The organism is Leptospira borgpetersenii serovar Javanica (assembly GCF_003046425.1).
Classification (GTDB): domain Bacteria; phylum Spirochaetota; class Leptospiria; order Leptospirales; family Leptospiraceae; genus Leptospira; species Leptospira borgpetersenii.
Genome location: NZ_QAJG01000009.1, coordinates 42,285 through 63,802, shown reverse-complemented (window position 1 = coordinate 63,802; position 21,518 = coordinate 42,285). Strand labels below are relative to the sequence as shown.

Sequence of the window (21,518 nt, the reverse complement as noted above, 5' to 3'; positions counted from 1 at the left end):
CGTCTAAATCGGATCTTAAAGATCTGAAGAGCAGTTTTTCAAGACGGAATATCCTTACAACTTCAATTTACGGATTTGAAATCCTCGGTAAAAATACCGGTTTTTCCGACTCGAAGGGGAGATAAACCTTTTCGGGAAGGATGGATTCCAATTTGAATTCGATCCCCTCAATATAACTCACCGTTTTTTTAGAAGAACGGGGGAGGGTGGAAAACGAAAAATTGACTAAAAATAAAAGAAGACACCAAACAAAAAGAATCGAATGATAAAAAGCCCTACTACCGAACGCGAACGTTCGAAGCTCCAAAGACTTTAGAGTCAAACCTGCGAGTAGAATCATTCCGATCGATGTCCCAACCCAAAATTCGAAAAAATAACCTTCCCACCAAGTGTAAAAAAGAATCGAAGGGACAAGCCAGAATACAAGCAAAACCGTTTCGATTCGGAAACGTTTCCATACTTTTCTAAGATTTAAAAGAAAAAGAGAAAAGATAAAAATCCAAAACGCGAGATTGAGATTGTAAGGCAAAGATCCTCTATCGTCCCAAGAAAGCGGACGAACTCTCAAACCGCTTTTCACTCCTTCGAAATTGAGGAACGCATCTCCGATCCCACGGTAAAAATTCATCACGTAATTTTTCGCTTCGGGAGAATTTCCCCATTTGTCCTTAGTCGCATACAAAAAAAGCCAATTCGCAAAATTCCTCTCACTGTCCAAAGGAGCAGAAAGATTTCGATTCAACACAATAAAACCTACGTAAAGATAGGATAAAGTAAGAATTCCCACAAGAAGAAAACAATACATGAACGTACATCGTAGTTTCCAAGCGAAACTGAATTCCCTCCCTTTCCAAGTCCCGGAAAATAGGATCGAAATCGGCACCAAAGGTAAAAATAAAATATCCGATTGATGAAAATACACTCCGAAGAGTTGAACCGCAAAAAGGATAAAAATAGAAATCGGTGAGTGTCCGTTTTTAGCAAAATAGACACAAAACAGATATAAAACCGCGGTTAGACAGGAATGAATGAGAGGTGTATCGTTATGTTGTGCGTAAAACCAAAATCCCTGAGAGAAATGGACAGCCAGACCCAATAAAATGGCGCCTAACGTGTCCGAGTAAATTTTACGATACATCCAGATAAAACAAAATAGGAAAAGAAGGGCCGATCCCAAAATACGAAGACGAAGTCCGAACATTACCGATTCTTTCCCGAACCATTCCCTCCAAAATTTGAGATAAAGATAACCGGTGCTTTCAAAACCGAGATGGTGAGGATTATAAAAAATTCTCCAAGTAAGATCGGAATTGATATTGTATGCGTAGACAATCGCGTCCCAGTCGTAATGTCTAGAAAGGAACCGAAGATCGAAAAGAAAAATTGAAAAGAAAAATAGAATTAGAAATCCGAAAAAAATCTTATTCTGAAGAGCGTTTTTGAAAATCATCCGTAATTCAATCCATCTTTTACAATTATCTATCAAAACAAATAAAACGAAAAATCCCCAAAACTTTTCGAAACGAATTTTTGTTTGTTAAACGACCGAATTTTAAAAAGGTCGTTTTTATTGTCGAGTCGCGACTTCTAAAAACAGAATACTTATTCGAACATCAATCCTCGAAACGGGATTTTCACCGAAAAAGCCATAATTTTAGAGAAACCATATTCTAATTCTTGAATAAACCCCGAATCAAATTTCGGTTTTGAGCCCGAAAGAAAAACGGAGAATACAATCCGAATTCCGAGTTACTTCTTTCGGATCTTAGATCGGTGGCAACGATCACGATTCTTTCCAAACCGAAAAATCTTCTGAATAAACCGGTTTTATATACGATTTGAATTCCGCTTTGTCTGCAATTCCACCGAAATACGTTTTTTCCGAAAAGACCCCTCGTTTCCAAGGAAAGAATATCCCCTTTGAGAAAAACCGCTGTCAAACAAGTCCTTTCGATAAAACGGACCCAATCCAGAAAAAAAGCAAAACCTATATAACCGAAAACAAGGTACCCGACCGTCGAATAAAGTCCACGATCCTGTAAAATCGGAAGATTCAACACTTTCGGAATGAGTAAAAAGTCCGTAAATTTTTGAAGATAAAAAGCGGAAACTTCTCCTCCTAAGTAACAACCGTATAACATTGCAAAGACGATCAAAGTTCCAAAAATCGCAGGAAGCGGATTGATTTTCAGACGAATCGGAGTTCCAGAAGAAATTTCGTTTGCATTTAAAAGCTCCCATCCCGAATAAATTCTTTTTTCGTTCTGTCTCATATTCTTAGTGGCACAGTTCCTTTCTATGTTTCCAGAGATCGATCAAACCTTCTTCGATTCTTTTCGCGGTCAGATCCCAAGTCCACTGAGACGCATCCCAAACGGAAGATCTTTGTAATTTTTTATGTTGTAACTCCGACAGGGAAGAAACCCAGGCATCTACATCCAAAGGTTCCGCAAACAAATCCACATTTCGTTCCAAAATTTCATGAAATACCGGAATATCGGAAGCGATGCAGACCTTTCCTTCTCGAAGCGCCTCTAACAAAGGAAGACCGAAACCCTCGTGAACGGATGGGAATAAAAAAGCAGAACATTTTCTATAAAGCCAAGCAAGCACCTCGTCCGTAGGATTCTCTATAAAAAGGATCCCTTCCGATTCCAGGCTTCCTTCCTTTAAAAGTTGGGTCAGCCCTTCCGATTTCCAACCCAAACGGCCGGCTATCACAAGAGAGAAAGGATAGGAAGAATTCTGTTTTTTGAGTTTTCGATATGCATCAATCAGAGTTCTTAAATTTTTTCTAGGTTCCAAAGTTCCAATGGTAAATAAGAAATTTCCAAAAATTTGACGCAGAGGCTCACGTATGGAAGGGAAGGATTCCACTCCGGGATATACAACTTTCAATTTTGGACTTAGATCCGTTTTGAATTTTAGGATGTCCCGGCGAGTGTTTTCGGAAAGACAAAACACAAGATCGGCTCTGTTTAACGTCTTCGGTGAAAAAATCCTATGTTGCCAAAGATTTGCGGTCGTCATCGTTTGAGGTGCGGAACGAAAGTTAAGATCGTGATAGTTCACGGCGGTTAAAACGTTTCCACAAGAAAGAGGAAGTAATTGAAGAGTTCCCCAAAAGAGATCCAGTCTGTCCTTTTTGATCCGTTTAGGAATCGTCCAATTCAACCAGGCAAATCCGGGGAGTTTACCGGCCATAAAAAAACGGGAATTTACGTTTGAAAGAATATCATAAAATACGCTATGAATCGGTTTGTTCGAATAAAGATAATACTCCAGAGGAGATTCATTTGTAATCAATCTTCTTAAAACTTCCGCGAGATACCTGGAGTTCCCGGTAATCCCATAAGCAAGAGGGCGAACATCCACCCCCACTCTAGGTTTATATTTAAGTTCGTTGGTTCGGATCGGCATCAGTTCCAGTCGTATTCAAGCTTATTTTCCGAGTCTCAGGCTCATATTTCAAAGCGAACAAAAGCAAAACATATTGAAAGATGGCAAAGTATAAAAGATAAGAGGCCATCATTAATTTTTCCTCGATTACGCTTCCAATAATCGAACGGTTACAAAAAAGGATCAAAACGGAACCCGCCATAAAACAAAAAGACACTTTATCATTTTTAAATATTCTTTTTATCGAATATAGCCCCTTTTTCGAAAGAGAGCCCGTATCCGCTTTCCAAAAGGGTAAAATCGCATACTCCACAAAGGACCAAACTCGATCCAGTAAGATCGCAGACGGATACAAAAGAAAAACGAAAGCGTGCACCCAGGAAATTCCGCTGAAAACGATTGAAAAAACGAACAGACAACCCAAAGCAGATTCCACATTTCGTTTTGCAAATACTTTCCCAAAAAAAGGAGCGATAAGTATCAAGGAAAAAACGGAATACATTCCTTTAACGATCCATTCGCTCAGTTCTAGGATGGGATACCCGAGCCTGGACTGATTCAAAATATCCGCATAATTAAGAAAATATTTCGCAAGAGTTGCGTTTAAACTTTGATTGTTCTTCCAGGCTCGAAATAGAGGAGACTTTAGATAGTTGTCAAGAATCAACTGTTTCCAAGTTAAAGTCATTTCGATCGTAAACGAAGGAGCATACAAACAAGGAAGAAAAATCCAGAATAACGTAAATACGAACGTATAAAAAACCGCCCGATAACGTTTTTGCATCAGAAAGAGAAGAACAAAGGCTCCCGGAGTCAACTTAATCACAATTGCGAGTGCGAGTAAAAAACCGGACAACCAATCCTTATTTGTATGAACGGAAGCTAAGATCAAAAAGATCAGAATAAAACCGACCTGATTGTTATTCTGATGATTTTCCAAAAATCGCAGATTGAGGAGACAAAGAACAACACAAAAAACGAGATGCCCTTTCCTATGAAAACGGAGAGAAAGAATATACAAAGAACCGAGAAATGCCAGGAAATTTAATGTAAGAAAAACCGCGGATGCAATCTCGTACGGAAAAAAAGAAATCGGGATCAGTAAAAAGGCGAACGTGGGAGGATAGATATAAGAGCCAAGCCCTTCCATCATACTTTTAAGTTGTAAAAATACCTTCGGAGTAAAAACCTCTTCGATTTTAATTTCTCCCGATTGAAGTTTCCCGAGAATCCCATCAATCTGATCCAAGTTATATAAATTATTTCCTTGGGTAAATCGAACCGAAGCATTATAATAATCTCTGAAGTCAGAGCGGTTTCCGGTTTTTGAAATCCCATTTATAAAGAGGAGTAAGAAAAACAAAATGGTTCCCACAAGAATCCAAGTTTTTCGGTCTCTCAATTGCATTCTGAAATGCTTTTCAAACGCACTCGAAAAGCCAACCAATAAAATTCTTCCAACCGAACACTTTCTTCTACAAATACAACTTGTCACGAAATTATCTTCTGCGAAAGCGATATCCGGCAGTTTGCTGACGCTTCCATCCCGACAGAAAAAAGATTCTCCTGCAAACCGTTTACGGATCCACTGCAAATAGATGTTGTTCGAAGATCTCAAAGAATTCGAGTTTACGTTGTCCGAAGAAAGAATCGCTCGTTATCCGGCGGCCAATCGGGACGAAAGCAGGTTGATGGTTCTCGACGTGAATGTTGGAAATATCTTCAGCGAATCTTCGTTTAAAAACCTTGTTTCCTATTTGAAAGAGGGGGACGTTTTAGTGGCCAATCATACTAAGGTAAGCAAACGCAGAGTTTATTTAAAAACGCAAATTCGCACCCACGAAACAATGTTTCTCGAAGAAAAAGAATTACTTTGGAAATGTAAAATTCGAAACTCCAAAAAATTGAAAGTAGGAACAAAACTTTCCGACGAAAAAACGCAACGTATCTCATTTACAGTGGAAAAAAAAGAAGGTGAATTCGTTTTTTTAAAACCGGAACAAACTCTACAAGAAGAAGATTTTCAGCAAATAGGAGAAATTCCAATCCCGCCATATTTCAAAAGAAATCCAGACCCCAAGGACGAAATTCGATACCAAACACTCTTTGCAAAAACTCCTGGTTCCGTTGCCGCTCCGACAGCAGGTTTGCATTTTTCAGAATCCATCTTTCAAACCCTGAAAGAGAAAAAGATTCGATTCTGCACTTTGGAGCTCAAAGTCGGTTACGGAACCTTTCAACCCCTTACCGAAGAAAATTTTCAAAATCAAAAATTGCATCGGGAAGAATTCTTTCTGGAAAAATCGAGCACGGAAATTTTGAATCTCGCTAAAAAAGAAGGAAGAAGAATTTTTTCGATCGGCACCACAACACTGCGAGCGCTCGAATCCGCTTATGACTACGCAACAAATTCTTTCCGTTCGGGACGCGGCACCACGGAACTTTTTATTCAACCGGAAGATCGACTGAAAAGCTGCGAATGCCTAATCACAAACTTTCATTTACCGAGTTCGAGTCTTCTTTTACTCGTTTCCGCATTTGCGGGAAAAGAACTGGTTTTAAAAGCATATCAAAAAGCGATTCAAGAAAAATTTAGATTCTATTCTTACGGAGACGCAATGCTGATTTTAGGAAAACGATGATTGAACGGACCCATCCATACTTCTTCGAGAATCGATATGATGTTTCGTCAAATTAATATATTGATCATACAAGGAACCCGACGGAGAATCGTTTTTAGTGATTAAAAGAATAACGTCCAATCAATCGGCAATCAAACTACATGCAGGCAAACAAAGACCCAAAAATGGCCTGCCCGATTTTTTAGCATTTCACAGGGAAGAACTTAGCTCCTTACCGAGAGCTTTGGAAAATCCGGGAATTTTCTCAAACATTCTCATTACGGGCCCAGGATTAGAATCCAATCTTACCTTGCTCCAGGAATATATTTCAGACTTAAAAAAAAATACCAAAGTCATCTGCGATCCTCATCCCGGATTTCTGACGCTTGCGGGATTTCCAGGAAACACGGAATATCGTCCCGGTAAAATGGCCGAGGCCGACGGGGGTTATCTTTTACTTCCAATGAGAGCGCTTACAGAAGATCCCAATCTATATTTTCTCGTAAAAGAAGTATTACAAACCGGAAAGATAGATTTTCTCACTCTTCCCGAAATGACCGGATCTAAAGAAATGAATCGTTTTCATCCTTCGGTCAATACCCGTTTTCGGCTTATTCTCGCGGGAGAAGAAGGAGAAGTAGATTTTATTTCCGGAGTTGATCCCGATTTTTACGATAGCTTTTCCTTTAAGATTCATCTTCCATACGAAGCGGTGATGAAGACAAAAAAAAATCTTCAACTTTTCGGCGGCCTAATCCATTCCTGGGAAAAGCCGGGATATCCGAGCTTCGATTCTTCCGCCGTGGACACGTTACTCGAAATCGGACTTAGATGGAACGACAGCAAAACGAGACTTTCCTTATCTTTCGCGGAACTTAGAACCTTTGTGGGCGAACTTCTCGTACTATACAAAAAGGAAAAAAAACCGATTACGAGAAGCCAGGTCGAATCCGCAGTCGAATTGGTGGAAAAAAGAATCGCAGTCTATAAAAGAAGATATTTGGAAAGTGTGAGAGAAGGTCTGATCACGATCCAGCTCAAAGGGAAAAAAACGGGAAGGATCAACGGGCTCTCCGTCATCTTACTGCATTCTTCCTTATCCGACTTTGGACAGGTGAATCAAGTTTCCGCACGGGTCGCTCTCGGTTCGGGAAACTTCATCAATATAGAAAGAGAAGTGAATCTTTCCGGAGACCTGCACGATAAGGGAGTTTTTATATTACAATCTTATATTAAAGGAATGTTCTCTCATATACAATCCTTCGGCTTGGATGCCTCGATACTTTTCGAGCAAAATTACTCGCCGATCGACGGAGACTCGGCAAGTTGCGCCGAACTTCTTGCGATACTTTCCGCTCTTGGCGGCCTTGAAATTCCTTGTAATATTGCGGTCACAGGGGCGCTTTCCCAATATGGGGAAATTCTTCCGGTCGGCTCCGTAAACACTAAAATCGCCGCTTGGTACGAGGTGACTCAGATCGTTGGAAATTCTAGAGACAAATATACGGTTTATATTCCTACGGCGAATTTGCGTGATTTAAATCTGCCTTCTTCCATCCGCAAGGCAATGGACAAAGGAAAATTTCAGATTTTTACCTGTTCTCACGTAGAGGAACTGATCCCGGAAGTTTTTGGAATTCCGGCTGGAAAATTCGGCAAAAACGGAAAATATCCACAAGGAAGTTTGTTCCATTTAATTGAGGAGAGAATCGATCGAAAAAAAGAAGAAGAACACGAATAAGAAATCGAAGTTACGAAAGTAATGCGACAAAATATTAGAAAAAATTTCTTTCCGAAGTGTTTAGAATCTTTCAAGCTGGAAAAGAAAATGAGGATTCGTTTTTTGAGTCGTCGTTACTCATCGTTGAACTTTTTAAAATTTCGAATAATTTTAAACGGATCTTTTGGTAGGAGAAAAGATTTTCTGTCTGAATGTTTTTTTGGAAATTTTCGTTTTAAATCGGACCTATATTTGCGACTGTTCCTTCAATTTTGATTACCGATAATAAATTTAGTATATGAGAATCATCGGAGCGATCAATATCCAATCTTCCTTGTTTATCAGTAGCCTGCCTGCAATTGGGCTAGGGGTTCTCTTATCCGTTGTACAAGTCAAAACGCCCGAACATTCTCAAGAAACTGAATTTTCGCCTTTCGAAAAAAAGAAGGACTCTTTCAAGTCCAGTCCGACCTTGATGGGAAAACGAGAAAAAGAAATTCAAACACTTCGAATCCTAGGCTCCAAAAAATCGAATCTCTTAACCGAATTGGAAAAAGACCCGCAACTTATGGAAATCAAGGATTTCGGTTTTGCAGGAATCGGCAACACTTGGACTCTATTTCCTTCTAGAAATAATTTAAAAAAGAATCAATCGGATATTCTCTTCAACAACCTAAACTCAGATTGGGTGGGAACCCGCTTTTTCGACGGTAAACAAAATAAAATTCAGATGATGACCTCCGTTCTTCCTCTCGTGCCTTTTTCGGAACTAGCCCCCTTTATGCAGGGGAGAAAAACGGATCCTATCGGAAATATGGATAGAACCGGAATCAATCAGGCTAAGTTAGACTCCTTTGAATTAAGTTACACGATTTTACCAGGAGTGGAAGCGATTTTGAAAACGGGTAATTCTCTTCCTTACACGGCGGATCAAAAAGACCAGGGTTATTCTATGGCGGGATTCTCCTTTAAACCGAATGAATATCTCAGTACGAAAATTGTTTCCGGAAGTTCCTTTGGAAATGCGAGTTTATCCACAAACAGACTTTCCTATTCTCCGCATTCCGCAAATATACAGCCCGTGAATATAGATCCGAACGTCGGAACCAATCCGATTCTTAGAAATCAGGCTCTGGGAAACACAGGTGGAAGAGTCATCGAGTGGCAAGCGAGTATCCAACCTGTAAAACGTCTTTTGTTCCAAACTTCCGTTTTAAACAAGGAAAAAGAAAAAGGACTTTATAACCCGGAAGCCGCTCGTTTTTCGATGTTCATCGACTTCTCAAAAATCATCCTCAATGTGCGGTACAGTTATTCTGCAGACCCGACCGCAAAAAACAACGGACTTTATATCACTCCGGAATCCGACGCGACCACTTTAGGATTTACAATGCTTTTGGATCCGGCAGGGAGATATTCTTTATTTTTTGGAAACAATTATTACAATCTTCTTTCTTCTAGACCTTCCGGAATTAATACTCAGGTAGACGAACCTCTGCGTTCGTTTTCTGCAAGTTTCCGTGGAAAGACCAGTTTCCAGAGTGCAATCTTTTTTATGAACTTCAGGAATAACCTTTCCAAAGGTGTGATTTATACGGATGTGGGTCCGCTTAGACTTCCGGCATTCTCTCAGTATTATACGGAATACTTTACTTCCTTAGGCATGGAACTTTCCTTTTGATTTCTTTTCTGGTTGCCCATTTTTAACATTTTCAGAATTTGATCGAGAGAGAATTTTCGATCAATCGCTTCGGTTCGCAGGAAATACTCAATTCAAATTTTCTAAAAGGGAAGATCTAATATGTTCGGTAACAAGTTAGAATCAATAAAACAAATGAATCAGATGCGAGTAAGGATGAAAAAGGTAGAGAAGGATTTGATAGCCCTTTCCTTCGAAGCAAAATCCAAAAACGACTTAGTAACTTGTATCTCCGACGGAAAGTTAAACATCAAAGATATATTGATCGAAGACGAACTTCTTGCAAAAAACGATAAAAAACTTTTACAGAAGAGCATCAAACAGGCCGTATCTCGTTCCCTTGAACTTGCACAGAATGCGGCTGAAGAACGAATGGAAGAATTCCGCGGAATGATGGGAATGGAGTGAGTTTCCTCTTCACTTCTCGTATTAAATACTTGTTCCAAAACCTTAGATAACGTGAGTTCGGTGTAAGAATCCATGATTCATTTTTCTAAAAACAAGTTGGAACCTGAACTTTATAAATCTATTCTTAAAATGTGGAACTACCACAAATCACGATTTTACGAACAATTCTAAAACTGTAGGAACTCCTACTTTTAGAAAATTCTTTCTTATTTTCAACCGCCGAACTCACGTTAGATAGAAATATAATGGTGAACTTTCATAAACTAAGAAATTCCCGCAGATTATTTCTTTGGCAGTTTATAGGCTTTTGAATGAGCCCGAGTGTTGGAATGTTCCCTTCCTACACTCGGGGTTTGGGACAAGTTTTGATATAACGTCCTATCTAAAACTTTAGAATTTCAAATTGATTCGTTTTTCAGAGCTGTATTTTTTTTCGAACAATAGAAGCTCTATCTCAAAAATATCTTAAAATGATCAGAATTTTAAGTAAAGATAAAGTATTTTTGAATAGTTTCATCCGTATTCGAAATCAAACTCGATGTACGCACACATGCCTTTTCCACTTTTTTAGAAATAAGAAAGAATACTTGATTGAAGATTTTTTCCCAACTCTTAAACTGTAAAAAATCATTTTGCATACCGTACATTCAAGAATCATCAACGCTCATAAAACCAATGTTCAATCGTAAAAAGGGACGATTTTTCGTATTTTTCATAATTTGTATTTTCACAACCAGATTTTGTTCTTTGGGCAACTCAAAAACGAAAAACCTTCCTACTCACAAACCCGTGTTATCCGGAGAATATTATTCCAAAATTCAAAAACTGGAAGAAGGTTATTTTGTGAGACAGTTATTTCTGGACATGACCCGAAAGCAGAGTAAATTCATATTTGCTCAATTAAGCGTAACCCTCAGCAAAAATCGAGAAGAAACCAGAGTCGAAGGAATCGTAAAAACAACAAACGAGGGGGTACAATTGATTCCGGAATCCTGCCGAGTTTTTACAAACAGAGAATCCGGAAACCGATGGGCCTTAGTCCGCGCCTATGATTGTGATCATCTTTCCTTTCAAATCGAATCAATCCAATCCAATTCGATTTCTATCGAGCCCGACTTTATACCTGGAAACCCAAGCGGAGTTTATAAAAAAGCGGCATCTTCGGATATAAACAAAATTAGTGCTCTCGTTTTGGAAAGCGAAGAGAAAATTTTAGAAGTCTGGGGACTAAGGCTTTCCAGGGTGAGAAAAAACGCGACCATCGTATTGGAAAAAGAAAACGGACAAAAATATCCGGTCCACGCTTTGAGAATCGTAGAAACCACGGGGCAAGTTACAGTGGAAGGAGTTCCCATAGAAAAAGAAGATATCCTCCTTTACGACAATCGCTCAGAAGCTGGACCACTTACATATTAAAAAAATGAATATTAGAATGAATCTACGTGCATGGGAACCAACTTGAGGTAGGGGAGTTGCTCTCTAACTAGATCTAATTCTTTCCGGGAAAGATCTAATCCCGACCATTCTAAATAACGTAGATCCCTCATTTCATAGACAGAACGAATCTCTTTGATATGAGTATGTCCAATTCTGAGTTCTAAAAGGTTTCTACAATTTGCGATCGGCTCCAAAGAAGAGACTTCCGTATTTCGAATATCGAGTTGTTGTAGTCTGCACTCTGAACCAATAAAAGAAAGATCGCGAATTTTGGTTTTATACAAACCTAATTTAGTCAATTTACCGACTCCGGGATATCGTTTCAGATCTTGCTCATCCACGAATGTTTTATTTAGATACAAACTGTGTAGAACGGGCAATTTGGATAAAACGGAAAGATCCTTTACTTTGGTCCCGCTTACATTTAGAAAACCGATTGTTTTTAAGGAACTAAGTTCTTCTAAATTCTGAAATTCCGGATGGGAAATTTCCAAAGAAGAGAGATTTTTGAAATCGACCAATCTGGTCATATCCGGAAATTCACTCTCACCAAATCCAATCCAGCGAATTTGATACGGATAATATCTAAGGATTTTACCTTCTTTAGAAAACACGGGAACTCCACCAGAAACAGATTCTTTTTCCAAAAGAGCACACGAAAAAATCCAAAAGCAGAAACTGGTAATCAAAATCTTGGATAAAGGAAAAAAACAAATCCGAATCATAGCTTGGTACGATTGAGAATTAGGATCCAAGAAAAAGAAGCCAATTTTTAAAATAAAAAGCCCAAGAGAAATGCACATTTTCGGTGTAGGAGCTCCCACACTTTAAGGATTCAAAGTTAGAATTAGAACTTAAGACTTTAAAGGCAGCATCCAACACAGGGTTTTGTAAGTGTTGAAGTGCAACTCACAAAAGCAGAAAATTCCTTCTCCTTAGCACGATTTTGAGTTTGACTCTCATATTCACAATTTCAAGATGGCTCAATTACTAAAGGAGTACATTATGAGAAATATTCAAAAATATGCAAAAATAGCAGTTACTTTTAGCCTCATTCTTGGGTTACTCTTAAACTGCAAAAACGATAAGAAAGAAGATGATAAAAAAGACGGCGTTGCTTCGATGCTTCTTTTGGCTTTAGTCGGTTTAACCCCCAGTTACAACTGTTCCGCAACCGTCAAAGGTAAGGTCGCTTCCCTACCTGCAATGACTGCTACTACTTCCGTTCAAACACTTATTTATGGCAAGGTCCCATTCGTAAATCATTCCATCGCAGCCGTTAAAGTTACAGATGCAGTGAATGGAACTAAAATTGTTTTGACCGGGCGTAACGTTGCGGATTTTGACGAAGGGAGCTCCAACAATGAAAACGCACCTTTGGTCTATAATGCCTCTTCCTGCCCGCTTTCCGATGTCGCTCAAGATATAGCAAGATCAACTTACACTACAAATAGTGAAGGCCAGTACGGTTCCGTTGCAGGTGACGGTCCTTATACGTATACGCTAAATGCTACAAAAGGCGGGAATTACTATTTTGTTTTCTATCTTGCGAGTAGAACCGCCGAACCTCCTACGACTACATTTCAACTACAATAAGATACCGATTTAAATGAACGCATTTTTGAACTTCAAACCGCTATTCCTCTTTGGACTCGGAGCCTTGCTCCTTGTTTTCTGCGCGAGACAACATTCCGCGGTCGACAACGAAGAACTTGCGTTCAAACAATCGATTCTCGCCTTACAAAAACAAATCGAAGAAGCGAATCGTTCTAAAATTCTTTCCACAGAATTGAACGAAGACGGTTCGTTTATCACAAAAGTTAGATCGGCCTCGTATGATGTATGGATCAAATACAACTTTGCAAACAAAACTCAAGCTTTTGTTCCGGACACATCCGGAGGTTGGGACGTGGGTTTCCAAAGATTCAAGCTTCAAACAAACGGAGGTTTGACCTATTCGGAGGGACAAGGAGGAGCCTGTTTAACCAATCCTGTTCTCACCGATTTCAATGTCGCAGCTTCGAGCACTTCTAGAGCTTTGGGTTGTACAAACGCTTTTTTTTCTCCCGACACAAACGTATCTGAAATCGCGGCTGGTGGAATTCAAACCAACTACGTGGGGAGCAATGTACTCAACAAGTGGTTTAACTACACTTTCGCTTTTTTACAGCCTAATTATAATATTTTTATAGTCCGTTCTAATACGGGAAACGAATACTACCTCTTTCAGATCACCGGTTATTATAATTCCGAGGGAACCTCAGCACATCCCACCGTAAGATGGAAGCAAATCCCTTACTAATCGTATGTTCTTTTCGATCCTTCGATTTAAATCGATTCAGATCCTATTTCCGATTCTCTTTTGTATCTCGATTCAAGCCCAAGATGAAAGCACAAAAATTGGAAACAAAGTCGTCGAGGAAGAATCACCTAACAGGATTATTACGAAAAATAACAACACAACCACCGAATCACTTCGAAAAGAAAACGGACAAAACATTCCAGAAGAATCCCAAATCGTAGTTACAGGTTCCAGAGGCGAACGAAGACTCAAAGATTCCACGGTCGCGACCGAAGTAATCTCCCGTAAAAAAATAGAAGCTAGCGGTGCAAGAAACGCAGCCGAAGTTTTAGAAACCCAATTGGGAATCGACGTAGTTCCGTTCTTTGGAGGTTCAAGAGTTCGAATGCTCGGTCTCGATTCGCAATACGTTCTGATTCTAATTGACGGAGAAAGGATCGCAGGACGTTTAAACAATGCTGTGGACCTCAGCAGATTCAAAGTCCAGAACTTAGAGAGAATCGAAATCGTAAAGGGCGCCTCATCGGCATTATACGGAGCAGACGCAATCGGAGGGGTCATCAACCTCATCACAAGAGAGGCGGATAAAAAACTAAGCTACGAAATGCGCACCACTTACGGCAACGGAAGTCGAAAGAATTTCAACACTGAAGGGGAATTCAATACAAATGCCAACATGGGTTTTAGAAACGAGTTCGTCAGCGGTTCTGTTTCCTCAGGTTACAATAAAAATCCGGGTTACAGATTGGTTCCGAATTCTCAGGCTACGACCGGAAACGCATATCAGGATTTAAACACAGGAATAAATCTCACCTTCAACCCAGACGGGAACTTCAAAGGTAAAACTAGAATTCTTTACCAACACAGGAATCAAAATGGTGTGGACGTGACTCAATCCAAAGCAATTTTTGACCGGAATAATAAAACGCACGATTTTTTAGCCACAGGCTCCTTGGAATACGGATTTGGAAAAAGAAATTTGATCTCCTTTCGAGGAAACATTTCCAAATGGGAAAACAAATACTACAACAATCAAAGAGGGTCGGACGAACTAGACGTAAAACAATTGAACGCAGAACTCACTTCCCAAGGAACCGTTCAATTGGACATGGAAGCTTCCGAAAGGCATTTTATCACGATAGGTGCCGAATCCTTTGCGAATGAATTAGAATCGGATCGCTTACAGAGTCGCTACGTATATAGAACTAGAAAGGCCGTATTCTTTCAGGACGAGTGGATCATCTCCAGTTCTCCCCGAATTCGAATGATTCCGGGAGTGAGATACGACGACGATTCTCAATTCGGCAATCAAACGACTCCTAAACTTGCCGTCCGTTACGATATTTTTCAGAACTTAGTTTGGAGGGCGAGCTACGGAAGGGGTTTTCGTCCACCCAGCTTTCAGGAATTGTATCTTCGTTTTGAAAACCCGGCTGTGGGTTACGTAGTGGAAGGGAACCCGAATTTAAAACCGGAACGATCGATCACGATCAACTCAGACTTGGAATACAGTCCTTTTAGTTTTTTGACACTTTCCCTCAGTTTATACCGCAACGACATTATCAATTTAATTCAGTACAAATTCGATTCAAACAAAGGGAAGGAATTTGCCGAATTTCAATTACAAAACATCGCAAAGGCATATACGAGAGGAGGAGAATTCGGAGTTCAGTATAGATTTTTAAAATACTTCACACTCGAATTGGGTTATAATCATACGGATACAAGAGATCTAAATACGGATAGACCTTTAGAAGGAAGAGCTCTTCATCAGGCGTCTGCAAACTTCATCTATAATTCCCCTGGGGGGTTCCAATTCAACTTGAGAGGCAAACATCTGGATAAAAGGCCGTTCTATAGTGCCACGAACAATCTAGCAGGACAAGATTCTATTCCCACCGAAGTTAAATTGAACGAAAATCCTCCCGTGATTTACGGAAAACCGTTTTCGATTCTGAACGTAAGAATCGAACAGAAATTCTTCAATAAACACTTTTCTCTTTTTTTAGGAGTGGATAACGTGCTTAATCAATACGAACTTACCTACAATCCAATCCGACCTCGATTTTATTACGGCGGATTTTCCGCTCAGTTTTAAATTCCTTGTTCAAACATTCATAAGACACTTTTTCCGAAGATTTCATTGAACTTTCGAAACTACTGCGAATTTGTCCCAAAACCTAAGAATCCATTTCAAAACCCGAAGAAAAATATCTTTAAAGGACCCCAGTAAGTTTTTAAAAAATGTGGGAGTTCCCACAGAAACCGTCGCATTCGCCGTTTTCTCCTATCGTTTAAAATTGTAATAGCTCCTACAAAAGACAGTTTTGAGACAAGTTCTTACTAAACTCTTGTAGGAGTCTCCATATTCTGGGGTTTTGGTTTTGGGGCAGTTCTGTAATGCTAACGTGAATTTGATATAAGAAAGAACGTTAAAGATACAACGGCAAATCGGATCCAAACGTCGCATTACTCCAAATATAAAATATTTTTAGAATATTCTAAAGCTCTTTCTTATTGAGAATCTTGTAAAAGGGAATACTCGTCAAAACGATTAGAATTTGCGCGGACCCGAATACGAATGCGGTGAGAGAAGATCCCAAAAAAGGAGCCCAAGTAGTAGAGATCCGATCCAACCCCACCGAAGAGATCGGACCCAAAAAAAATCCAAGCGAGCCGAATCCCATTAGACCGGCCATCACAAGCCCGTTGTTTTCACGCTTACAAAGGGAAGAGGCGAGCCGTAAAGAAGTGCTGAACATCAACCCCGCACCTAATCCGCAGAATAGAAGTGAAACACCGATCCATAGAACCGACTGTAACATTCCGGAAAAGACCAAAGAGAGCCCGTAGATTAACGATCCGATGGCAACTGGAAAATACTTTCCAGTTTTTTTGGAAAGACAAATCGCAGGATAAGACAAAAGAGCCATCGGTAAAAAAACCAAGGATAACATTTTTCCGGTTTCGGAAGGATTAAGAAAAAACTTTTCCCGAAGACGCAGATTCAGAGAACTCATAAAATATCCGGAAGTGAAACGATCCAAGAACTGAAATGCGAGAGGAAACAAGAGGAGAGGGTGAGTTAAAAAGAAAACGCCGGATTCTTTCCAAGAATGTTTTTTCGAGTATCTAAACTTTTCTTCGGGAACAAATCGATATACGATCCAACCGAGAAATAATAAAATCCCAGAACCGATTCGAAACGGTAGAGTTGGATCCTGTCTCCCTAAAAAGCCGAAAGAAAGTCCCACGGCTCCTCCTAAAGAGAGTAACATTCCGGATAACCCCATTAGACTTCCATTGCCGAATTCAAGTTTAGTTTCTCCATGTTCAAAGTCGGCAACAGAAGCAAGAAGTAATCCAACCACAAATACGTGCGCTCCTCCTTCCAAAAAGCGAAACAACAAAAGTGTGGAGAGATTTTCCGCATATGGAAGAAGATTTAAAAACAAGGCATCAACCCCGCAAAAAAGAACGATGAGTTTTTTACGAGTTCCAAAATAATCCGAAAGAAAACCGGCGATTGGTGAAAAAACAAAGGACCCGAGCATCGCTATACTCAAAAACCAGGCGACTTCTCCATTACCCGATTGGAATCTATCCTTTACAATTTCCTTAAATACAGGTACGATCATCGTAACCGGAAGCATCGCTAAAAAAACGGCCACTGGCAGAAAATAGGCGGACTTTTTCAAATCAACCCTTTCCCAGAACGGTATCGTAAACTTCTTTACCGATTGCAGAAATCAAGTCCTGTTCCAATTCAGAAAAAATTCCCTGATTTAAAAGAAATACCTGTTTAGATTCGGATAGAATCGCTTGCTTTTCAGAATCGTTTACGGGCAAAGAATCCAATGCGGCACGATAATTTTGTTTAAATCCATTGATATCCTGGATGGCGGGAAATTCATAAAAAGAAATCCCTTGTCCTTCCGGAAGGTTCAAAGCTCTGGCCGCAACTTTTTTCAAGATCTGTCCGCCGGAAAGATCTCCCAGATAACGGACATAGGAATGTGCAGCCAACAGTTCCGGCCGAGTTTCGGAAATGTTGCGGATTCTTTTCACATAAACTTGAGTCGCTGCGCTAGGTTGGTGATCGGTTGGCTTCCAGGTTTCATAAAAGAATTGAAGATCCTCTAAAAGTGCTCCTTTTCGATAAAGCTCTGGAAAATGAATCGATTTTAGTACCACATTTCCGGTATGACGTTCCAATTCTTCTTCCATAGATTCATAAACAAAATAAAACGCTTCCAAATGTTTTGCATAAGTTCCTTTTTCCAAAATTCCTTTCATAAAACAACGAATGAAAGTGGAACCTTCTGCAGCTTTGTGCTCTTCGGATGTCCCTTCTCGTAAGATGGTTGCGAAACTCATCTTGCACCTCCTGACAATACTGTGACAATCCTTTTAATCTGATACTGAGAATCAAACTTATTTTACACAAAATGATCGATTTTTATTGGGAAAGTTCAAACTCTTCAAAGAATTAATCCAAAAGAGTTTCGAGGAATTTGTAGGAACTCTTACAAACAAAGAATTGTTAAGACCATGGATACTGATTTGCGAATAAAACCCGGGAAAAGTAAAATCTTGAAAGGATCAAAAAAGCCGCCGCAGGAGTTCCTATCAATGAGAAAGGTAGAATTTTAATAGACCTTATTGTAGAGAAACACGACAACAAAAACGTAAAAATTGAACTGTTTGTTTAGATGAAATTAAAAAATAAGTTGTTTCTCATTATGATCACGTTTGCTAAAAAACATGATCGGAACAGGCTTTGAAATTCGTTCGTTTCCTCTGGACAAAAGCCCGAACGGTTTTAGTGTGGATACCTATGAGATCATACTCTTATAGAACCTGTTCCAATTACAATTCTAAGGTAAAATGAATCCCGAGGCTCGAGTAAAAATTAAAACGATCTGGATCTCTCTGCTTCTATTACTTGGATTCCTATTTTTAGATCGAGTTCTGTTTCCAATTGCTCTTTTTGAATTTCCAAACGAGTTAGAATGGGACACTTCTCCTTGGTATAACTTTCTTCATAAACAAAGAAACATTCGTTTTGAAAAAGGCGAAAAGGGGATTCTCGTCGCAGGGAGTAGCGTCGCTCTCTATTCCGCATATCCGCAACAGATCACGGATGAAGTAAGAACGTCCAACATAAAAGACGGAGAAAAATTCAGAGCGGAATTTTATTCTCATCCTGCCCTATCTCCCACAGATCTTTATTATTATTCCGATGATATCTTAAATAAAAAACCGGAGCTCGTGCTTTACGTTTTAAATCCGGCAGATTTGCAATTAGATTATATTCAAAAAAAAGAATACTATGAAGTTAGTTTCGACGAACAAGCAAGATTGAGAGACTACAAAATCCGTCATCAAAATCGTTTTATTTTTCCGGGAGAGTTCCTTGCCGACCACTGGAAAAGCTATACAAAAGGGGAATTCTTCGCTCAATTGACCAAAACATTGATCTTGCTCAATCGCTTTAGAAGTTTCTTATACGATCCTTGGATAGAATACATGGAGCATCATACGAGAACCATGCGTTCCTATCACTATTATACAGGTTCCATACCCCAAGAAGGGATTTTTTTGAGAGGATGGACTCCGCCAAAATTTACAATCGAATGTGAACTCAAAGACGGGAAATTGTCGGAAGATATCTTTACCCAGAAACCGGGAATCAGAGTTCGGATCAATCGCATCTCACCCTCCGATAAACGGATCTCAACGCAAGTACCCATCCATGATGAAATATATCCGAAAGCAGGCTGGAAACCCTTGACTCTTGAGTTTCAGGAAGAATCCGGGAGCATACCGCAAACTGTAACTTTAGAATTTACAGTTTCACCGACCACGAGTTCTAATGAAGTTGATGCAAGAATTTTCGGCGTTCCCGCGACGTATGGAATCCGTCTGCCTCAAAACTTTTGCAGAAGAGAAATTCGAACTGGAATCTCTTACGAAAGAATTCACGGTCTGGACGATGATCGGATCGAAGTCATGTCCGATGAAGATTATCTGAAAGACTACGAAAGACGTCTTTACTATAATCCCGAAAACGAGGGTGCACTAAACCGATTGAAAAAAATCCAGAAGAACAAAGTGATTTTGGGTAATTCCCCTTATTTCGCTTGGTCCGAAATTCAATTCTTGGAAAAGACAATCGCCAAATTTAAAGCGAACGGTCAAAAATTGATCATCATCAATTCCCCCGAAAATCCGATTGAAAGCAAATATTACAAAAATGGAAACTGGTATCAGGGTTATCTTAAATTTTTGGGTTCCCACAAAAGTGATACATTCGGTTTTTACGATCTCAAGGACGCGATTCCCAACAAAAAATTGTTTTTAGATCCTCATCACCTGACTTTTAACGGAGCAATACGCAGTTCCGCTTTATATACCGATGTTATTCTAAATTTTTTAAACGTTTCAGCACGGAAAAAATAATGAAAGCAGAATTGGATACGTTGCCTTCAAAAATTCGATGTTTATTTGTAAATCCTCTTTTCATTCTTCCTCTGTTCATCTTGTTATACGCTCTTTCTTCCTTTTTGATCTGGAAAAAATACGATTGGAACCCGAGTTCCCAAATCAACTTCGGCATACAATTCGCGATTCAAAATGCGGCAAAAACTCCCAAAGGCGCGGTCGTGTTTCTAGGCCGTCCCGGTGATCTAGGCGCCGGCTACGACGGACAAATCTTTTATTACTATTCCAGAATGTTAAGCGAATTCAATTTAAACTGGCCAAAAGGATTCGAAGAAAACATTCGTGCCTCTAGAATCGGTTATCCACTTTTTGTCTCCATCTTCGGCTGGTTCGGAACCTGGGGAACTGTATTCGGAATGTATTTCTTAAATGTCACCTTGATTTTGATTTCTTGGTTCTTATTAAGAGATCTTTGCGGTGAAAGGTATCGCATTTATTCGAGTCTCTATTTATTTTCGCCTTTTCTTTTAGGAAGTTATTCTCTTTTAGTCAGTGACGCAGTTCTAACCGGATTTTTAGTAATCACATTTTGGTTTTACAAAAAAGAAAAGTGGATCTGGTTTTTTTTGTTCGGGGGAATTTCAATTTTAACAAAGGAGCAAGCTCTTTTTCTGCTTTTTCCTCTCGGAATTGAATCTCTCTCGAAAAAAAAATGGAATGATGCGGCGACAATCGCTTCGACCCTGTTTCTGCCGTTTCTTTGGGCCGTTTTTCTAAAAATCCAATTTCCAAATTGGTCTCCGACAAGATTCACGGATTTTTTCACTCCGTTAGACGGACTTATCGGTTATTGGAAAGAAATCAACCGTACTGCCATAGTATCTTTTTTACAAGTTCCCAATTTTGAAACAGGCCTAATTCTCTTCGCAAAGAAATTTTCTAGAGTTCCGATCTTTATTCTATTTACCGTCAGTTTATTTATTCTTAGCAGCGGCAATTGGAAAAAGGGAATCGCAGGACGGCTTGCCTTTTTTCTAGTGATGTTTTCCGTTTTTTCCGCAGGTTACGTACTGTATTGGTCTTCCTATGAAAATGTTTCTAGGATGTTTACAGTTTCAACTGCATTTTTGATCTTCTGGAAGTTAGAGGACGACTCCATCTCGGATTTCGCTTATTGGATCGTTACTGGAAGTATTGTTTTCATTTTTTTGCTCAAACTTACATTTATCTCTTCAACACTTCCCTACGAGATCTGGAAATGAAGAGCCTTGTTACATTTTAAATTCATAGTCCAATTGTTTTCTGTTCTCTTTATCCGATCAGTTTTTTTGACTTTTATATTTTTGAATAGATACCATCATCTATAGAAGTATGTAAAACGTAACAAAACTTTAAAATAATCGCCTAACACACCTTCCGTAAATTTTTAAAATCAGGTAAACTATCTTCGATGAAAAAATGAATATAGGTGGCCCAAAAAGTTTGAAG

Annotated in this window: 17 protein-coding genes and 1 pseudogene; 11 read left to right on the top strand and 7 right to left on the bottom strand. The window is 39.4% G+C overall.

The window, feature by feature from the left end:
* Positions 1-67: 67 nt before the first annotated feature.
* From CLV95_RS09070 to CLV95_RS09055, 4 genes are all read right to left on the bottom strand, one after another.
* Entirely contained in the window at positions 68-1,450 is a 1,383-nt protein-coding gene (locus CLV95_RS09070; protein WP_002732102.1) for a hypothetical protein, read from the bottom strand.
* Positions 1,451-1,670: 220 nt separating this feature from the next.
* Positions 1,671-2,273, bottom strand: coding sequence for an LIC20162 family protein (locus CLV95_RS09065; RefSeq protein WP_002721114.1), 603 nt, complete (start codon positions 2,271-2,273; stop codon positions 1,671-1,673).
* A gap of 4 nt (positions 2,274-2,277) precedes the next feature.
* Entirely contained in the window at positions 2,278-3,420 is a 1,143-nt protein-coding gene (locus CLV95_RS09060; RefSeq protein ID WP_002721072.1) for a glycosyltransferase family 4 protein, read from the bottom strand.
* A complete protein-coding gene (locus tag CLV95_RS09055) occupies positions 3,395-4,993 on the bottom strand; it encodes a glycosyltransferase family 87 protein (protein ID WP_002721101.1) in 1,599 nt (532 codons plus the stop codon). The genes CLV95_RS09060 and CLV95_RS09055 overlap by 26 nt, the downstream gene beginning before the upstream one ends.
* 4 nt (positions 4,994-4,997) lie before the next feature.
* On the opposite strand from CLV95_RS09055, the gene queA reads away from it, so the two are divergent.
* The 5 genes from queA to CLV95_RS09030 all read left to right on the top strand — a co-directional run bounded on the left by queA (position 4,998) and on the right by CLV95_RS09030 (position 11,263).
* Positions 4,998-6,041 (top strand): tRNA preQ1(34) S-adenosylmethionine ribosyltransferase-isomerase QueA, encoded by a 1,044-nt coding sequence (gene queA / locus CLV95_RS09050; protein ID WP_002721103.1) that lies wholly within the window; start codon positions 4,998-5,000, stop codon positions 6,039-6,041.
* A gap of 97 nt (positions 6,042-6,138) precedes the next feature.
* A complete protein-coding gene (locus CLV95_RS09045; RefSeq protein ID WP_002721089.1) occupies positions 6,139-7,761 on the top strand; it encodes an AAA family ATPase in 1,623 nt (540 codons plus the stop codon).
* Between the two features lie 277 nt (positions 7,762-8,038).
* Entirely contained in the window at positions 8,039-9,421 is a 1,383-nt protein-coding gene (locus tag CLV95_RS09040) for a hypothetical protein (protein WP_107694928.1), read from the top strand.
* A 120-nt stretch (positions 9,422-9,541) separates the two neighbouring features.
* Complete coding sequence (locus CLV95_RS09035; RefSeq protein ID WP_016749207.1) at positions 9,542-9,847, top strand: YbaB/EbfC family nucleoid-associated protein; 306 nt, start codon at positions 9,542-9,544, stop codon at positions 9,845-9,847.
* Between the two features lie 675 nt (positions 9,848-10,522).
* Entirely contained in the window at positions 10,523-11,263 is a 741-nt protein-coding gene (locus tag CLV95_RS09030; RefSeq protein WP_002726045.1) for a hypothetical protein, read from the top strand.
* A gap of 11 nt (positions 11,264-11,274) precedes the next feature.
* Here the strand turns inward: CLV95_RS09030 and CLV95_RS09025 are convergent, their stop codons facing one another.
* A complete protein-coding gene (locus CLV95_RS09025) occupies positions 11,275-12,087 on the bottom strand; it encodes a leucine-rich repeat domain-containing protein (protein WP_002726073.1) in 813 nt (270 codons plus the stop codon).
* A gap of 202 nt (positions 12,088-12,289) precedes the next feature.
* Here CLV95_RS09025 and CLV95_RS09020 point away from each other — a divergent pair, with 202 nt between their 5' ends.
* From CLV95_RS09020 to CLV95_RS09010, 3 genes are read left to right on the top strand one after another with little or no spacing between them, the layout of a single operon-like run.
* Positions 12,290-12,880, top strand: a complete 591-nt coding sequence (locus tag CLV95_RS09020) for an LIC20153 family lipoprotein (protein WP_002726023.1) — start codon at positions 12,290-12,292, stop codon at positions 12,878-12,880.
* 13 nt (positions 12,881-12,893) lie between these two features.
* Positions 12,894-13,586, top strand: a complete 693-nt coding sequence (locus CLV95_RS09015) for an HmuY family protein (protein WP_002726039.1) — start codon at positions 12,894-12,896, stop codon at positions 13,584-13,586.
* Positions 13,587-13,590: 4 nt separating this feature from the next.
* Positions 13,591-15,684, top strand: coding sequence for a TonB-dependent receptor plug domain-containing protein (locus tag CLV95_RS09010; RefSeq protein ID WP_002726021.1), 2,094 nt, complete (start codon positions 13,591-13,593; stop codon positions 15,682-15,684).
* A gap of 403 nt (positions 15,685-16,087) precedes the next feature.
* Here CLV95_RS09010 and CLV95_RS09005 read toward each other — a convergent pair whose 3' ends face one another.
* Positions 16,088-17,284, bottom strand: coding sequence for an MFS transporter (locus CLV95_RS09005; RefSeq protein WP_002726083.1), 1,197 nt, complete (start codon positions 17,282-17,284; stop codon positions 16,088-16,090).
* Position 17,285: 1 nt separating this feature from the next.
* Positions 17,286-17,963 (bottom strand): biliverdin-producing heme oxygenase, encoded by a 678-nt coding sequence (locus tag CLV95_RS09000; protein ID WP_002732111.1) that lies wholly within the window; start codon positions 17,961-17,963, stop codon positions 17,286-17,288.
* Between the two features lie 405 nt (positions 17,964-18,368).
* Between CLV95_RS09000 and CLV95_RS08995 the strand changes: the two are divergent.
* The 3 genes and pseudogenes from CLV95_RS08995 to CLV95_RS08985 form a co-directional block, all read left to right on the top strand.
* Positions 18,369-18,477 (top strand): annotated as a pseudogene (locus CLV95_RS08995) (transcriptional repressor); the annotation flags it as partial.
* Positions 18,474-20,048, top strand: a complete 1,575-nt coding sequence (locus tag CLV95_RS08990) for a hypothetical protein (protein WP_002732079.1) — start codon at positions 18,474-18,476, stop codon at positions 20,046-20,048. The pseudogene CLV95_RS08995 and the gene CLV95_RS08990, both read left to right, overlap by 4 nt.
* On the top strand, positions 20,048-21,292 hold the full coding sequence (locus CLV95_RS08985) for an AZOBR_p60025 family cell surface glycopolymer formation protein (RefSeq protein ID WP_002726049.1): 1,245 nt from the start codon (positions 20,048-20,050) through the stop codon (positions 21,290-21,292). Before CLV95_RS08990 ends, CLV95_RS08985 begins: the two co-directional genes overlap by 1 nt.
* Positions 21,293-21,518 lie beyond the last annotated feature (226 nt).

Bases quoted from the DNA above. Each gene is read 5' to 3' on its own strand.
- CLV95_RS09035 (WP_016749207.1), top strand. From the start codon at position 9,542: ATGTTCGGTAACAAGTTAGAATCAATAAAACAAATGAATCAGATGCGA.
- CLV95_RS09000 (WP_002732111.1), bottom strand. From the start codon at position 17,963: ATGAGTTTCGCAACCATCTTACGAGAAGGGACATCCGAAGAGCACAAA.
- CLV95_RS09040 (WP_107694928.1), top strand. From the start codon at position 8,039: ATGAGAATCATCGGAGCGATCAATATCCAATCTTCCTTGTTTATCAGT.
- CLV95_RS09015 (WP_002726039.1), top strand. From the start codon at position 12,894: ATGAACGCATTTTTGAACTTCAAACCGCTATTCCTCTTTGGACTCGGA.
- queA (WP_002721103.1), top strand. From the start codon at position 4,998: ATGTTGTTCGAAGATCTCAAAGAATTCGAGTTTACGTTGTCCGAAGAA.
- CLV95_RS09070 (WP_002732102.1), bottom strand. From the start codon at position 1,450: ATGATTTTCAAAAACGCTCTTCAGAATAAGATTTTTTTCGGATTTCTA.
- CLV95_RS09025 (WP_002726073.1), bottom strand. From the start codon at position 12,087: ATGTGCATTTCTCTTGGGCTTTTTATTTTAAAAATTGGCTTCTTTTTC.
- CLV95_RS08990 (WP_002732079.1), top strand. From the start codon at position 18,474: ATGAATCCCGAGGCTCGAGTAAAAATTAAAACGATCTGGATCTCTCTG.
- CLV95_RS09010 (WP_002726021.1), top strand. From the start codon at position 13,591: ATGTTCTTTTCGATCCTTCGATTTAAATCGATTCAGATCCTATTTCCG.
- CLV95_RS09030 (WP_002726045.1), top strand. From the start codon at position 10,523: ATGTTCAATCGTAAAAAGGGACGATTTTTCGTATTTTTCATAATTTGT.
- CLV95_RS08985 (WP_002726049.1), top strand. From the start codon at position 20,048: ATGAAAGCAGAATTGGATACGTTGCCTTCAAAAATTCGATGTTTATTT.
- CLV95_RS09020 (WP_002726023.1), top strand. From the start codon at position 12,290: ATGAGAAATATTCAAAAATATGCAAAAATAGCAGTTACTTTTAGCCTC.
- CLV95_RS09060 (WP_002721072.1), bottom strand. From the start codon at position 3,420: ATGCCGATCCGAACCAACGAACTTAAATATAAACCTAGAGTGGGGGTG.
- CLV95_RS09065 (WP_002721114.1), bottom strand. From the start codon at position 2,273: ATGAGACAGAACGAAAAAAGAATTTATTCGGGATGGGAGCTTTTAAAT.